Below are 15,968 nucleotides of genomic sequence, written 5' to 3' on the forward strand. Positions count from 1 at the left end.
ATGGTGGACGATCGATAAATCAATACTATTCCTATTTTCCGGTTAAAAATTCCCTCAATCTCTGCCAAAGCAATTCAGTATAATTTCTTAATTTTCTAGATATAACTACATTTTGTCCTTAAAATGTTAGCTGGAATACTGAAGAAATCGAGAAAATCTGGATAAAGCCAGTATTTTTAGCTCCTTAACCCTATAAATCAAGCTAAAATCAATGATTACTCGTCAAGAACTTAAGAAACTACAATCCTTAACTCAAATACCCGCCCTTTCCATTCTCTTACCTACCCATCGCACCTCACCGGATAACAAACAAGACCCTATTCTCGTTAAAAATTTGGTCGATGAAGCAAAGCGCCGATTATCGGCAGAATTCTCTAAACGTGAAATCGAACCTTTGTTCGAGCGCCTCGATAGTCTAGTGGCTGAAATAGATTATCCTTATACTCTAGATGGATTAGCTCTCTATATTGGTCCGGATATTGCCAAGCTTTATAACTTGCCTTTTTCTGTCCAGGCAAGAGTTGTCATCGATAAAACCTTTGCCACACGGGATTTAGTTTATGGATTACATCGAGAACAACCCTATTGGCTGTTACTATTAAGTCAGGGTTCTACTCGTTTAATCTCAGCTACAGGAGAAACTCTCGAAGAAATTCGCGATCAGAATTTTCCCTTAGAAATGACCGGACCGGGGGCCACTGCACCACTGCCCTTTGATGCCGATACCAGTTATCTAGATGATAGAATCCGGCGATTTTTCCAACAGGTAGATAATGCTCTGGGTGAATACATTGACATTGATGATTCTTCCCCTTTGATTGTGGGTGGAGTGGTTCGTCAAATTTCCTTCTTTCAAGAAGTTTCACAGTACACATCAGCAATTGTTGGCACTTTAACGGGCAATTTTGACAAAACCTCACTGCCAGAATTAATTCCGCAAGTATTGCCGATTATGCATTCAGTGCGTCAGACTCAAAAAACTGAAGCCCTGCAAGCTTTGGATGCGGCAGTCAGCGCTCAAAAAGTTATCTCTACCCTGGGAGAAGTGTGGCGTTTAGCGCAGGAAGGTCGAGGAAAATTGTTATTAGTGGAGAAAAATTACCATGTACCCGCAGTTTTAAGCGAAAACGGTGATTTGATACTAGTGGAAAACGTCGGTGGTACGGAGGTAATCGATGATGCAGTGGATGAAATTATCGAAGCGGTATTGGCCAAGGGAGGACGTGTAGCTTTAGTCGAGGAGGATTCCTTGAACGATTACCAAAAAATCGCCTTGATTTTACGTTATTAGACCTAACACTCCGTTTCACAGGCCCCAATACTAACCCATTGACTAGAACCATCAGACCAGTATTCTTTTTTCCAGATGGGGGCATTATGCTTGAGAGTATCAATAGCATAACGACAGGCTGCGAAAGCTTCCCCCCGATGGGGACAACCCACAGCTACTAAGACACTAATGTCCCCGATTTGTAGCTTACCGGTGCGATGGTGAATGACAACTCGATTGGTATCCGGCCAGGTTTGCCGAATTTGCCCGGCAATTTGCCGGAAAACCTCGATTGCCATGGGTTCGTAGGCCTGATAATCAAGATAAATAACCGGTTTACCGTCGGTTTGCTCCCGTACAGTGCCACTCATTAGTACAATAGCACCATTAGCCCCATCATCGGCTAATTGATATACTTCCTGCAAAGATAAGGGAGCAAAACTGATGCGAAAACTATTTGGTGTCATGGATGCTTTTTTCAGTGATCAGTAAACAGTAAACAGTAATCAGTAAATAGTAATCAGTAAATAGTAAATAGTAATCAGTGAAGTGAAAAGACGAAAAGACAGCACTGTTAATGCCATTTAATACTCCTCACTTGATACCGCTCACTGAAAACTCAAATCTGATAACTGATCACTGATAACTGATAACTGATTCAAGGCTGACAGCTATATTAATCCACGGTGCGACGAATTTGAAGACAACACCATTCTTGACGTTTCCACAGGGCAGCCACTGTCCAGTCGTGGCGTTCTAAAATATCGTTAACTGTTTGTGCTTGGGTGACAAGGATGCCGCTTAAAATTCCCCAAGTGCTGGGTTTTGCCAGACGGGTGATTTCGGGCATTAAAGCGATAATTGTCTCGGCTAAAATATTACAAACAATGCCATCGACACCATCGGGAATTAATTCTAATAACTCCTCGACACTACCCCGATTAATAGCTAAATTTTCGGGGTTAATTCGGTTGAGATAGCGATTACTGCGCGTCGCATTCACCGCCAGCGGATCTGTATCGACAGCATAAACTTTTTTGGCCCCCAATAAAATCGCTCCGATCGCCAGTATGCCAGAACCACAACCGATATCGGCGATAATTTTATTCTCTGGATTGCTACTTAAACGCATTTCTAGGGATTCTAGACATAATTGCGTGGTGGGATGCGTTCCCGTGCCAAAAGCGGAACCGGGGTCAATTTTAATCACCAATCTCTGGTTATTTTCGGGGGGATTTAACCAAGCAGGACAGATCAAAAAGCGATCGCCGATCTCGCTAATTTGCCAATGTTGTTTCCAACTGCTGGCCCAGTCTTCCTCGTCCATTAACTGCCAATGGCTGACAGGTTCGGGAAAACCTAAAATCAAAGCATCCTGCTTTAACCAGAGGCTTAGTGCCTCTAAATCGGGCAATTGCGCTTTAATTTCTGGTATATAGGCCTTAATCTCTAAAGAGGATTGTTTTTTAGCAGTGGCCGTTCCCGAACAGCCAAAATTTTCCAGTCTCCAGAAAACCGTTTCTTCGAGACTAGGTTCGCACAAAACCGTAATTTCCCACCAACTATTAGACATATATCAGTTATCAGTGATTAGGGATCAGTTATCAGATTTGGGTTTTCAGTCAACAGTATTAAGTGGCAAGTGCGGAGCTTTCTTTTCACTGATTACTGATTAAGCTAAGACGCATTTAAACCGCTTATTCTTAGATTAGCCCCCCTTGCCCCCCGACCCCCCCGATGTCGGTAGTAGGGTTGATTCATGAATCAACCCTACCTTGAATCAACCCTAGGGGGGTGGGGGGTTGCCTCTTGCCTTCAGAAGCTGATAACTGATTTAATCTAGAGTTTCACTGTGTAAGCATCACGGATACCGGGGACTTTAGTAATTTCCGAGAGAAGACCTTCCGGTAGAGGATCATCGAGACTCAGGGCCATAACCGCATCACCGCGAATAATTTTGCGTCCTACCTGCATACTGGCGATATTGACATTAAAACTGCCTAAAAGTGCGCCAATTTTGCCGATAATACCGGGCATATCCTGGTGAAGGGTAAATAACATATGATTACTCGGTGGCACGTTAATTGGGAACTCATCGAGGTCAGTAATGCGGATTTCTCCGTTACTTAATAGCGCCCCAGTGACGGAATGGGTCCCCATGGAACCATTAGCTTCCAAATGAATCGATCCCGAATAGTCGCGGGTGGAAGCATCCCGGGTTTCGATTACCCGGATACCCCGTTCCTTAGCTTCGATCGCCGCATTAACATAGTTTACCCGTTCCCGGAGGGCTTGGGAAAGTAAACCCTTAATGGCCGCCACCACCAGAGGTTGACTGTCTTTAGTGGCCAATTCTCCCTGTAAACGGACATTTAACGAGTCACAGCGACCTCCTGCCAACTGACTGACGAGATTACCCATAGTTTCCGCTAATTGCAGGTAAGGGCGCAGTTTTTCCATAACATCGGGAGTTAGTCCGGGGATATTAACGGCTGAACGCGCTGGCAAACCGAGGAGGACATCGCGAATTTGTTCGGCCACATCAATAGCCACACCAACCTGTGCTTCCGTAGTCGATGCGCCTAGGTGGGGAGTGAGGATGACGTTAGATAATTCTCTTAATCTAGATTCGCCTAAAGGTTCCTGTTCAAATACATCCAAGGCTGCCCCGGCGATTCTACCGGATTCCAGGGCTTCAATTAAAGCCAACTCGTCGATAATGCCGCCTCTGGAACAGTTAATGATGCGAACCGTGGGTTTCATCTTAGCGATGGTTTCCCGACCGATGAGATGCTGGGTTTCGGGAGTTTTCGGGACGTGGAGAGTGATAAAATCGGACTCAGCAAAGAGTAATTCCAGATCTACCAAGGTGCAACCGAGTTGATCGGCGCGTTCTTTGGAAATAAAGGGATCGTAGGCGAGAATTTTCATGCCGAGGGATCTAGCAACGGTGGCGACGTGGGAACCAATTTTACCTAAACCGACGACTCCTAGGTTCTTTTTATAAACTTCTGTGCCGATAAAGCGATTTCTTTCCCATTTATTCGCTTTTACCGACTGATTGGCATCGGGAATATGACGGGAGAGGGATAACATCATGGCCAAGGCGTGTTCGGCAGCGGCGATCGTGTTACCTTCGGGAGAGTTAACGACAATAATACCCTGACGAGTGGCCGCGGGAACATCGATATTATCGACTCCTACCCCTGCGCGGCCGATAATTTGCAGTTTGCTGCCCGCTTCGACGATTTCCTTGGTGACGCGGGTACTGGAACGGAGCATCAGCGCGTCGTATTCGGGGATAATTTGAATGATTTCCTCGGCGGATAGTCCTGTTTTCACGTCCACTTGGGCAACCTGTGACAGAATTTCTACTCCTACCGGATCGATCGAATCGGATACCAGAACTTTGGCCATAATCTTTATAACGTGCTTTTTTCAGTCTACGGGCAAATGCTTGACCAATATTCGGGTCTAGCCGCAATAGCCTATTTTAGAAGCAAAGGGTGCAGTCTATGGCAAAATTAGCGAAAAGATTTTAGGTTGTCCTTCTCTTTGTCGTCCATGGTGTTGATGTCAGCCTCTTGCCGTTGTCACTGAGATAAGTAGTCGTGCAAAATAAATTTCCTAGTGAAGATAGGCAAGAGGCAAGAGGCAAGAGGCAAAAGCTTTATCGAAATGTGTAATTAATTTTGCTTAGGTACTTATGGCTAATTTAATCACGGTGGCGATCGAGTTTTCTGCTTCTTTTTCTAAGGCTTTTTCTAGGGCTGTCATTGCTTCTGTTTGAAAATTTCTAAGTAGCTGATTATAATTAAATTAAAAATGGATTTTAGGTTCGATCCCCCCCGCCCCCCTTGATAAGGGGGGTGCCGATAGGCGGGGGGATCCCCCTTGATAAGGGGGGTGGCAATCCCTCCTTGATCCCCCCTTGATAAGGGGGGTTTCTGATAATTTTTAACGCCTACCTACTTATGATGTTCACACAGTAAAGAAAAAGCCAAAAACCTCCGTTAAGGATAACGGAGGCTGGTTAATTAATTAACAATTTTCGGCTACAATTTCGCCCCACATTCAGGACAGAATTTGTTATTCCAACTGTTAACCGCGCCACAACTGGGACAATTGAGCATTTCACAACCCCCGGTGACAATTTTCGGTAAACCAATCATACGCGCATTACTTTGACCGGGGGCGACCATGGGATAACAATTTTCGTCTCTAGTAACGATCGCATTGACCAAAACCGGACCATCATGGGCCAACATTTCGGCAATTTTTGCGGCTAATTCCTCTCGATGGCGAATAGTAATCCCTTTAATGCCGTAAGCTTGGGCTAACAGTTCCACATCCGGCATTCCCACTTCCATATTGGAATTAGAATAACGTTCCCCATAGAAAGCTTCTTGCCATTGACGTACCATACCCTGCCAACCATTATTAATAATAATCGTCTTGGCATGAATATTAAATTGGGTTAGGGTGCCTAATTCCTGTAGATTCATTTGGAAACTGGCATCACCACTAATACAAATGACCTCCTCATCGGCAATCGCCACCTTTGCCCCCATCGCAGCGGGTAAACCGAAACCCATCGTCCCCAATCCCGCGCTAGAAATCCAACGTCGGGGTCCATTTTTGAGGAATTGGGCCGCCCACATCTGATGCTGGCCCACATCGGTGGTGTAGTAGGCGTGGGGTGCTTGACGGCCCACCTCAACGATCACTTCTTGGGGGGAAAGTCTGCCTTCCGGTCGAGGTACTTGCAGGGGATAATCTTGGCGCCAGCGATCGATCTGGGCTAACCAAGCTTGGGTGCGATCGCAATTAGTGGGATAATCAAATTCTCTGGCTTTTTGGAGTATTTGTTCTAAAACTACCCGTACATCCCCGACAATCGGCACGTCAGGGGCGCGATTTTTGCCCACTTCGGCGGGGTCGATGTCCACATGGATTACCTTAGCTTTCGAGGCGAATTCGTCCAATTTCCCCGTTACTCGGTCATCAAAACGAGCGCCGACGGCAATTAATAAATCACACTCGGTCACGGCAAAATTAGCGTAGGCGGTGCCGTGCATTCCTAACATTCCCACCGAGAGGGGATGATGTTCATCAAAAGCACCGATACCCATTAAGGTGGTGGTGACGGGTAACTGAAAACGCTCGGCAAACTCGGCAATTTGGGCGTGGGCATTCGCTGCGATCGCACCCCCGCCAACGTACAGTAAAGGTTTTTCGGCGGTTTCCAAGAGGTGTAAAGCGGCCTCGATTTGACGGCGATTGCCCTTAACCGTGGGACGATAGCCGCTTAGTTTCACATCTCCCGGTTCGACGGGGATATAATCGCAGGGTTCTAAACCGACATCTTTGGGAATATCGACTAAAACCGGCCCCGGTCGTCCTGTACTGGCGATATGGAAGGCTTCAGCGACGATTCTCGCTACTTCCCGGGCGTTTCTAGCCACATAGGAATGTTTAACAATCGGGAGAGTAATACCATAAATATCGGTTTCTTGGAAAGCATCGGAACCGATGGCCGCCCGGCTCACCTGACCGGTGATAATCACCATCGGGATGGAGTCCATGTGTGCGTTAGCGATGCCTGTCACCAAATTGGTCGCCCCGGGGCCGGAAGTACCGAAACAGACCCCCACTTTGCCGGTGGCCCTAGCGTAGGCATCGGCGGCATGGGCGGCCGCTTGTTCGTGGCGCACTAAAATATGTTGTAATTCTCCCCGCTCTTCAAAGCGGTAGAGTTCGTCATAGATGGGCAGGATCGCACCTCCGGGATAACCGAAGATGTGCTTAACGCCATGACGTTTGAGACTGTCCATCAAGGCATAAGCCCCAGAACAACGCTGGGGAACCGTTGTTAAAGAGTCATTGGGCTTGGGAAGTGATGAAACCACAGGGCAAACCGTCCAATTTCTAACTAGAGGGATAATTGCAATTCTGTTGCCTAGTATGCAACTTGAAAAATAGCAAAATTGATAACCTTATACTTTTAGTGTATTCCATCTCACCTTTTTGGCTGCAGTTTTTTTTCTTTTTGCATCTTACCTATGCAATATCTGGGGAAGTGGGAAGTGGGGTGTGGGGTGTGGGGTGTGGGGTGTGGGGTGTGGGGAAGTGGGGAAGTGGGGTGTGGGGTGTGGGGTGTGGGGTGTGGGGAAGTGGGGAAGTGGGGAAGTGGGGAAGTGGGGAAGTGGGGAAGTGGGGAAGTGGGGATAAGATGATAAATATTGGTGATTTTACCTGATCTTGACTTGGCCCAGGAGTTTTATGAATAGTCTTTTGATTGCGGCTACGGATACCGATGCGGGTAAAACCGTTGTCACCACTGGTTTAGTGGCTTATTGGCAAAAATACTATCCATCCAAGGCCTTGGGGCTGATGAAATTAATGCAAACGGGTCAAGGCGATCGAGAATGGTATGAGGGTTTATTTCAGGGTCAATTAGAAATGATCACACCGCTGCAATATCAAGCACCCTTAGCGCCTCCTGTGGCTGCTGATTTGGAAGGTCGAGATATTCCTTTAGGGACAGTGTGGCAAGCTCTGCTGAACCTACAAAAAAGCCAAGATTTAGTTTTAATTGAGGGTTTAGGGGGTTTAGGTTGTCCTGTCACCCACGAGCTAACTTTGGCGGATTTAGCGGCTCAATGGCGGTTAAAAACCCTTTTGGTGGTGCCAGTGAAATTGGGGGCGATTTCCCAAACGGTGGCTAATATTGCCCTAGCAGAGCAGAAAAAGGTCAATTTGGGCGGAATTATCCTTAATTGTCTCGAACCGCGCACGGAGACGGAAATAGAGCAGTTAACACCGATCGATTTAATTCAATCCTTGACTAATTGTCCGGTTTTAGGTGTTTTTCCCTTTATCGAAGATCGTCGGGATTTGGATAAATTGGCCTCGGTGGTAGCTAGTTGGCCAGAAATTAAGCTGTCAAGCATTGAAATTGCTTGTTGAGATGAGGCAAAAGGCACAAGGCAAAAGGCAAAGCTGATTCCCAGCATCTTTCAATTTGACAACACCCATTGTAGGGCTAATTCATGAATTAGCCCTACAGGACATCGGGGGGGTAAGGGTAGGGTTAATTCATAGTAGGGTTGATTCATAGTAGGGTTGATTCATCGTAGGGTTAATTCATAGTAGGGTTGATTCATGAATCAACCCTACAGGACATCGGGGGGGTAAGGGAATAAATTAGGGGAAGTCCAGATATTCTTGTTCTGTTAGGGCAAATTCTGGATCAATGATTTTTACCTCATTATAGGTGAGTTGATAGAGTTTGTAAACTAAGTGATCAATCTGCTTTTCTAATTCGCTTGTGTCAGCGTTAGGATCGTCTTTTTTTAGCATCAAGACATTTTTTCACAAGTTTTTCTATTGCTGTACGTTGTGATTCAGTTGCATTAATAATAGGAATTTGTGAGACATATTGAGCGATAAACCTCAAAAAACCCCCACGAATTTGAGGACTAATTGAATTATAAACCCAAAAAATTAATTGACTATTAAGCATCCCTAAAATCCATAATTCTTTTGTTGGCAACAAGTATAAAGTATTACTTAAGTGTAAATTATCTAAGTCATAGCTAAATTCTGCTTTTTGAGCGATATCTGGATAAATAATTTTAGGTTGTTCAAATTCTTGCCAGTAAATGCAAGACCGGAGTTCCCAAAAAAAGCGACCTTGATCACATCTTTTTATTAGTGATTTCCTAAATTGAGAAAAATGCTTGTAAATTGCAGGATAGGTTTCATCGAAAATTTTCTCAGCTTCTTGTTCGCTTAACTTAGACCAAGGATGTTCTTTATTTTCAGAGGATTCTATTTTAATTAAATACTGCTCTGCAAAATCAACACACCATCTTTTAACATCACGACCGCGCAGAAAAGGTTTAATCACTTCAGCAGAGGAAGGATGCTCATTAATTAATCTGTCACGGGTTGCGCGATCAATTACAAAAGCTTCATTAAATCCTGTCTTAATTCCATAGTAAAATCTACCTTCCACATATTCACCCAAAGGCTGACCCGCATTACGCAACTTAGCTAATAAATCCAAAATTTGCGAAGACTCTAAACGCCAACCATCAGGCTTTAAATTTTCTTGAGCAATTATTAACCCATCTTGCTCTAATACCGTTGCAAACTGTGCAATATCTTGTTTTTTCGTTTCATCCCAGGATAAAGCTTGTAATTGATTATTTTCAGATTTATTTTTGCTTAAAGTGATAATACTTGGATAAGCTATCGCCTCTTCAAAAACAGGGAAATCACCAAAATCAATTAAATTGTAAATTGTGGTTGAATCTCCCAGAAGTTGACGCAACTTTTCACCATAACCTGCGCGAAAATATTTATTAGAGGAAATATAAGTTAAATGACCTTTAGGCTTTAACAGGTTTAAACCCAACTCATAAAAATAAACAAACAAATCAGCAACACCCGTATAACATTGATAAGATTCTTGTAAAGTTGGTTTTAATTCCTTAATTTCTTCCTGACGAATATAAGGAGGATTCCCAATGACAACATCAAACCCGACAAAATCCCCGTTATCATTCAACACTTCAGGAAACTCAAACCGCCATTCTAAAGCATTATTATACAGCTTACCGCTTTCAATATCTGCAATTTCAGCAGTTAGCTTATCAATCTCATTATTTAACTTAGTTACTTTTTTCTCCCGCGCTTTTTGCTCCGTCTTAGTCTCCTCAAACAATAAACCCTGATTTTCCAGATTATAAAGTTCCCCTTGTAATTGACGTAACTTCACTTTCTTAGGATCACTAATTAATAAATTAGCACTAAACCCAGCCTTAATCTTAGCAATCAGCGTTTCCATCTCCCGCTTTTGTTCCTTATTTTCCGCATTGCGATAAGTCTGTACCGCATTGCGATATTCCTCAATACTAAACTTCTGCTTCTGTAAAACCTGTTTAACATCCACATCCAAAGCAAAGCGACTAATCAAAGAATTACCACACTTGATATTAATATCAATATTTGGCAAAGTTTCTAAATTGCCATCCTCGCGATAATAAGCATTTTTTAAAAGCTCAATCCATAACCGCAACTGACAAATCGTCACCGAATTAGGATTAATATCCACCCCAAATAAACACCCTTCAATAATCGTCTGTTTCTCATGAAATAAGGCTTGCTGTACCCGTTGCTTTTCTTTATTATTCGGATGATAAGCAAATAAAGTCCCCTCATCATCGTAAACCAATAACTTATCGTTTCGTACCTCTACCCGATAATCTTTTAGCGACTTACCCGAACTATCTAATAAAACCCGTAACTCACTCTTAATCGCAATTATCTCATTCAAAGCGGAAACCAAAAAATGTCCCGAACCCACCGCCGGATCGCAAATCTTCAGGCTATTAATAATAACATTTGCCTCTCTTTTATCCTCAATTCGTTCATATAAATTATCCAAACTTTGACAATTCCAGCCTTTTACTTCATTAAACTTCTGCACGATCGCTCTTCGTATCGTTTCCCGACACATATACATGGTAATAAAACTCGGCGTATAAAAAGAACCGTCCTTATAACCATTAATCTTTTCAAAAATTAACCCCAACACCGAAGCATTAATTAACTTTTCGCTATCTTCTTGAGGATTTTCTAACTCATCTCGATCGAATTTATAAGCATCCAAAAACTCAAACAAATAAGCCAACGCATTTAACTCACCTACTCGCTTATTACCCTGATTATCTTTTAGCACCGTACCTGCAAAAATGGGTAAAGTTCGCTCCCGCAAATTGCCAATAAAAATCGTTTGGTCTTCCGTCTCCGTTGGTAGAAATAGCGAACTATTTAAATAAGGTACATGAGCAAAAATCGTTTTAACCTTAGCCTCGCGCTTATTTTTCTCCTTGGCTAACACATCAAAAAATAAACTATCGAGATCACTATAACTGGGAACTTTCGCCAAATTGAGAAAAGCAAAATCTCGATCGCCTTGATGATATTTAATTAATTGCGCTTCCAATAGTTTGAGAAATAAAACCCGATTAATCCAATTAATTGATAACCGCAACGCCACATTATAAAGCCGTTCCTCATCCGTAGTTCCAAACTCTTCAGTTAATTTTGAAGTCTTATCTAGACTATCCAACCGACTAATCGCATTTTCAATCAGGGAACCATCACAGCGATCGCCTTCTTTCATTCGTCCGATTAACTTCTTCCCTTTTTCCTTAATTTCCGTCAAACCGATAATATACAAAAGCTCATTATAAAAAGGCTTATTTAAAGTATTGCTATCATTAACAAAAGGTAACTTAAGTAAATGTTCTGGCGAAAGAATCTTGTAAATATCAAGCAAATCTAAATTTTCCAGATCTCGCAGATCAAAATGGGTAAATTTAATTTGCTCAATAACTTTAGTGATCGCTGGTTCGGCAATTTGTTGATAGAAAAAATCCGTTTTCGTACTACTCAGTCTCCCGGCTTCAAAATCGCAAAACTGGTTAACTAGAGCCTTATTAGCAAAAAACAACTCCTCAAAAATCTTCGCATCGAAAATAAACCACTCATAAATATTTGTCACGATCAAGTGTTTAATCTCAAGATTTTTATCCGTCACCCTTTCGCGGAGAAAATATAAAACTAACTGCTGAAAAGCCTTAGTATTGAGATTATCCAGTCTTGGCATTTCTGCATTTATTGTCCGAGTAGGTTTCTTCGCTCAAGGGGTGACAGAAAGGTTAAAGAGCTTGCTTGATAAGGCTCATAGCCGTTAACCCTTTGGAGAAATAAGGGTTTTTCTGGGGTTTGAGGCGTATCAAAGAAAGGGCAAGTTCCGAAAAAATATCCATCGACTCAACCCAAAAAGTACCATAAGTCCCTATCCAAAAATCACTATGTCTTTCAGCAGAACGATTAGATTCTTTGAGGCGACAAATATAAACACGGTGGGGTAAAATATTGAGTTGTTGACCCCGTATTGTATTTAAAGAATAGGCGATAGCAATTAATAAAACAAGAGCTAAAAAACGCGGTTCGCTAACTTTAGTTTTCTCGATATTATAACCTCCCGTTTTACAATCTTTGAACATTGCTTCAATGCCAAAACGAGATTCATATAAATTTAAAGTCTCATCCAAAGAGTCAAGATTAGTAAGAAGATACCAAGGAGCTTCGGCTGGTTTACTACGGTAGCGTCTTTTCCAGCGAGTGGCCAAATTAAAAGGGCCAAGTTTATGAGCAGATGTATGATAAATATCCGAAAAAAAATGCTGAGTCCCCGGTTGAATATCTAGAGCTTTTAGAGGTTGATAGTTTTCTTCACCTGATAATAGCAAAGATGTTCCCTTCTTTTGTCTCAGAATAAAGGCTATCCCCTTTTCGTCTAGCCACTTTCCTAGTTGAACACTGTGAAATTCTCGGTCGCCTATCACGACAACTGGGTAGGATTTCAAAAATTTTAATACCGGCTTGAGAAAGTTTTTTTGGTTCCCTAAATTACTGCTTCCTTGTTTATCTAACAATATCCAGTACACAGGTAACGCCCTTTTTCCACAAATAACACTAGCTACAAACAAATTTCTTCCTTTCCAATCTGTTCGGTCAATTACCAATAATAGATGTCCCAGATGCTTAAGTTTTTTCAGTTTTCTTCTTTGATGTCGATTTTTATTTTTTTCGCTAAACTCTTGCTTAATAATGTGTTTAATTAGCGGAAACCATAACAATTTTACACTTAATTGCGGTAACTTGAGAAACCTTTGTAAATTTCTTCTTCTGCTTTCAAAGGTAATTGGTTGGGGAAATAAGGCGGCCAATCTCTCCAATTGTACTGTTCTATGGCTTTGTAGGAGCAGTATAAGAATTTGTAGAGTCAGATATTGTGCTTGTGTCAAGCTGGCTTGTAAACAGGCCTGATAGAATGATGGTAACATATTGAAATTTTGGGTGGTTGTCTCAACCACTCTATTTCTTTTGGGTTCATTTGGCTAGAGTCTTTATCTTGATTACCTTTGAACCCCTTTGTCACCCCTTGAGGTTTCTTCGTCTCAAAAATCACCCCCACTGGACTTTTAACATCCTGGTTATTATGAATCACCAGATCGATGCGCTCTTTTGTATTGATAAAATAGCGATCGGTATAATAGGTATTTTTTAAAAAATCTATCAGCAAATTTTTATTAAACTCTTCCGACTTTTTGCTGTCACATTGCTCCAACAAGCGCGTTAAATTAGCTTGAAAAACCTGAATTGTTTCAGTATCAGGCTTGATTTTTAAGTACACCCGATTTAAGGTTTGCTTGAGTTCTCGCTTATTGACAATCATAAAAGTTTACCTCTAGGGAAACTACCGATTAATTTTAATTATAGCATTGCCAAATGATCGGTTAAAATAGAAGGATAAAAGTTGCAATCGAGGTCAATCCGTCAAAGTAAGTAATTTCTAACAGCAATGGGGCAAAAATCCCCCATCACAGCGTAGCTTGACGGGGGGAGTATGTCACTGTTGCAATGCTTTTAAGAAGCGTCCCATAGTGGCAAATAAACCGGACTTTTTGGCTTTATTAGCAGGATTAGAACTATCATTAGGATTATTACTAGAAGCTTTCAGAATCAGATTTTCTAAAGCTTCGCCCATGGGTTTAGTGGATTGTTCAGAAATTAACTCATAACCGTCTTCTTTTTCGAGCCAAACTTGCCACAAGGAAGGATAGGAACGATACACAATCGCCGATTCCAAGGGACGAAAATAATAACAACTTTCTAGGGTACTTAAAAATCTTTCTCGCAATTGTCGGGCTGCGTAACCGATACCCACCACCGATACATCTTCCAATTGGGGAATCAGAAGAACTACGGGGCGATCTTCGGCCAGGTAACAGAGTTTTTCTACGGAATTAATCTCAACCGAGGAGGGGCAAACAACTAAAAAAACTTCATCTTCGGGCTTAATTTTGTTTTCGATGGGAATAAAACGACTACCTAAATCTCCCAGTTGAAAAACTGTTTCTCCCCAATCCCGTCGAGCTAACATGGCGGCTCCAGTATCGGGAAAAATTACCCTTAAACCAGAACCATAACTGTCAAAAATAGAGGTAAAATCAAGGGCTAAAGCTTGCGCTTGCAGGGCAATTTCTGGGATAACTAATTCCACTTGTATGCGTCTAGCTCCCGATTCTAGAGCCAGTTGAGCGGCGGCTTTTGCTTGCAGGATTGTTTCTTCTAGGGAATTGGGTAGGGTCATTTCAGTAATCAGTTATCAGTGAGCAGTTATCAGTGACTACCTCTGGTCGTCGGTGGCTTAAAATCAGAAAGATTTTAATTTTTATAAAAGGCAGGGTTGATTCATAGTAGGGTTGATTCATAGTAGGGTTGATTCATAGTAGGGTTGATTCATAGTAGGGTTGATTCATAGTAGGGTTGATTCATAGTAGGGTTGATTCATAGTAGGGTTGATTCATAGTAGGGTTGATTCATAGTAGGGTTGATTCATGAATCAACCCTACCCTTAATAGATGAAGTGTGACGGGATTTGGCATCATCCCCAGCATTAAGATAAATCCTATAAGATATTTTTAGTTTTTAACAAGAAAATTCGGTAATCGGGGAAAAGGTGAGGAGAGAAAGCTTAGGAAAGCTGATAGGAGCCGTGACGTTGGGCATAATAATCGAGAATTGCCGTGACCAGAGCGCGATCGCTTTCCTGAAAAGCCTCGGTATAGTTAATTTCTAAACTACCGATCTGACTTTGATGATAATCGAATTGTTGGAACTGCTGGGGAGTGAGATGGGTTTCGACCCCCTGAACCTGTTCTAAATGGCTGGCTAACTCCCGATAGATAGCCAAGGGCATTCGCGGATAAATAATGGTTTGTTTTTGTTGAATAGCAATCGATCGCACGGGTTTTATTCTCCTGATTCGGAAATATTATAGCTGATCGAGGCTTGCGGTGCGGCCGGTTCGGGGACACCATCCCCTAGGCGACGGGTAATAGTTTGACCGTATTGTTCTAAGACAATATAGGGATTATCGGGATTAGTATCGATCGCTTTAACTAAAATTAAACCATTAGAGAGGGTAGAACCGGGGGTAACTCGACGTTCCGTGGCTTCTCCAGGGGCTTTCACGATCGCCATAGGACTGGTAGGCAACCGGATGATGCCCAATACTTGCACTGCTGCCGCTTCCGTTGGTTGCGGTGGCGGCGGCGGCGCTTTAACTATCGGTCCTCTGGGAGTGGCACGATTACCTCCTGGTGCAGGTGCGGCGGCGGGACGATTACCTCCTGGTGCAGGTGCGGCTGCCGGACGATTACCTCCTGGTGCAGGTGCGCCAGTGGCCGCTGGAGTCTCAGCTGGGGGTTTTTCTTCCTCTGTAATCGTAATATTGGGCTGCAGAGGCAAAATAGCGAAGGGATCGCTGCGACCGCGGTTAATTTCTGCCCGTTTTTGGTCGGGATCGGTGGCGGGAATTAATCCAGCTACCCTTGGGGTGGCTGGTTCGGTGGCTGGTTGCACAGCACCGCTAAAGGCAGGAGGTGGGGCAGCCGGGGGACTAGGAGAGGGGGTGGGGGTTTCTTGGGTAATCGGTGGGGATTGATTAGCTTGGTCAGAAGCTGGACATCCCACCAACAATAGAGCAACACTCCCCACCGATAGGATTAGCGGCAATTTTTTCATGGGAAAACAAAGACAAAATAGCCCT

General features: G+C 43.0%; 10 protein-coding genes and 2 pseudogenes. 2 read left to right on the forward strand and 10 right to left on the reverse strand.

Annotated elements, in window-relative coordinates:
* The first annotated feature begins 211 nt into the window (after window positions 1-211).
* Window positions 212-1,291, forward strand: a complete 1,080-nt coding sequence (locus RAM70_RS18045; protein ID WP_312674949.1) for an AOC03_06830 family ribosome hibernation factor — start codon at window positions 212-214, stop codon at window positions 1,289-1,291.
* 2 nt (window positions 1,292-1,293) lie between these two features.
* Here RAM70_RS18045 and RAM70_RS18050 read toward each other — a convergent pair whose 3' ends face one another.
* From RAM70_RS18050 to ilvB, 4 genes are all read right to left on the reverse strand, one after another.
* The gene (locus tag RAM70_RS18050; RefSeq protein ID WP_312674951.1) at window positions 1,294-1,737 is read right to left on the reverse strand and encodes a molybdenum cofactor biosynthesis protein MoaE; all 444 of its coding nucleotides are present in this window, start codon (window positions 1,735-1,737) and stop codon (window positions 1,294-1,296) included.
* Between the two features lie 209 nt (window positions 1,738-1,946).
* Window positions 1,947-2,843: a 50S ribosomal protein L11 methyltransferase gene (gene prmA, locus RAM70_RS18055; protein WP_045359401.1), complete on the reverse strand. Its 897-nt coding sequence runs from the start codon at window positions 2,841-2,843 to the stop codon at window positions 1,947-1,949.
* Window positions 2,844-3,109: 266 nt separating this feature from the next.
* Window positions 3,110-4,687: a phosphoglycerate dehydrogenase gene (gene serA, locus RAM70_RS18060; RefSeq protein WP_045359400.1), complete on the reverse strand. Its 1,578-nt coding sequence runs from the start codon at window positions 4,685-4,687 to the stop codon at window positions 3,110-3,112.
* 638 nt (window positions 4,688-5,325) lie between these two features.
* Window positions 5,326-7,179 (reverse strand): biosynthetic-type acetolactate synthase large subunit, encoded by a 1,854-nt coding sequence (gene ilvB / locus RAM70_RS18065; RefSeq protein WP_312674954.1) that lies wholly within the window; start codon window positions 7,177-7,179, stop codon window positions 5,326-5,328.
* 373 nt (window positions 7,180-7,552) lie between these two features.
* Here ilvB and bioD point away from each other — a divergent pair, with 373 nt between their 5' ends.
* Complete coding sequence (gene bioD, locus RAM70_RS18070; protein WP_002795898.1) at window positions 7,553-8,239, forward strand: dethiobiotin synthase; 687 nt, start codon at window positions 7,553-7,555, stop codon at window positions 8,237-8,239.
* 237 nt (window positions 8,240-8,476) lie between these two features.
* Here the strand turns inward: bioD and RAM70_RS18080 are convergent.
* From RAM70_RS18080 to RAM70_RS18105, 6 genes and pseudogenes are all read right to left on the reverse strand, one after another.
* Window positions 8,477-11,981 (reverse strand): annotated as a pseudogene (locus RAM70_RS18080) (class I SAM-dependent DNA methyltransferase); the annotation flags it as partial.
* A gap of 22 nt (window positions 11,982-12,003) precedes the next feature.
* Entirely contained in the window at window positions 12,004-13,197 is a 1,194-nt protein-coding gene (locus tag RAM70_RS18085) for an IS4 family transposase (protein ID WP_312674959.1), read from the reverse strand.
* A gap of 101 nt (window positions 13,198-13,298) precedes the next feature.
* Window positions 13,299-13,589: pseudogene (locus tag RAM70_RS18090) on the reverse strand (DUF7149 domain-containing protein); the annotation flags it as partial.
* 174 nt (window positions 13,590-13,763) lie between these two features.
* The gene (locus RAM70_RS18095) at window positions 13,764-14,507 is read right to left on the reverse strand and encodes a DUF1995 family protein (RefSeq protein WP_312674963.1); all 744 of its coding nucleotides are present in this window, start codon (window positions 14,505-14,507) and stop codon (window positions 13,764-13,766) included.
* 384 nt (window positions 14,508-14,891) lie between these two features.
* A complete protein-coding gene (locus RAM70_RS18100) occupies window positions 14,892-15,164 on the reverse strand; it encodes a hypothetical protein (protein ID WP_045359350.1) in 273 nt (90 codons plus the stop codon).
* Window positions 15,165-15,169: 5 nt separating this feature from the next.
* Entirely contained in the window at window positions 15,170-15,943 is a 774-nt protein-coding gene (locus tag RAM70_RS18105) for a hypothetical protein (protein ID WP_045359348.1), read from the reverse strand.
* Window positions 15,944-15,968: the final 25 nt, after the last annotated feature.

Origin of the sequence: Microcystis wesenbergii NRERC-220 (assembly GCF_032027425.1) — a bacterium.
Classification (GTDB): domain Bacteria; phylum Cyanobacteriota; class Cyanobacteriia; order Cyanobacteriales; family Microcystaceae; genus Microcystis; species Microcystis wesenbergii_A.

What these genes read in the sequence shown, in the direction of transcription:
- RAM70_RS18050 (WP_312674951.1), bottom strand. Translation starts at nt 1,737, where the DNA reads ATGACACCAAATAGTTTTCGCATCAGTTTTGCTCCCTTATCTTTGCAG.
- bioD (WP_002795898.1), top strand. Translation starts at nt 7,553, where the DNA reads ATGAATAGTCTTTTGATTGCGGCTACGGATACCGATGCGGGTAAAACC.
- RAM70_RS18105 (WP_045359348.1), bottom strand. Translation starts at nt 15,943, where the DNA reads ATGAAAAAATTGCCGCTAATCCTATCGGTGGGGAGTGTTGCTCTATTG.
- RAM70_RS18095 (WP_312674963.1), bottom strand. Translation starts at nt 14,507, where the DNA reads ATGACCCTACCCAATTCCCTAGAAGAAACAATCCTGCAAGCAAAAGCC.
- serA (WP_045359400.1), bottom strand. Translation starts at nt 4,687, where the DNA reads ATGGCCAAAGTTCTGGTATCCGATTCGATCGATCCGGTAGGAGTAGAA.
- RAM70_RS18045 (WP_312674949.1), top strand. Translation starts at nt 212, where the DNA reads ATGATTACTCGTCAAGAACTTAAGAAACTACAATCCTTAACTCAAATA.
- prmA (WP_045359401.1), bottom strand. Translation starts at nt 2,843, where the DNA reads ATGTCTAATAGTTGGTGGGAAATTACGGTTTTGTGCGAACCTAGTCTC.
- RAM70_RS18085 (WP_312674959.1), bottom strand. Translation starts at nt 13,197, where the DNA reads ATGTTACCATCATTCTATCAGGCCTGTTTACAAGCCAGCTTGACACAA.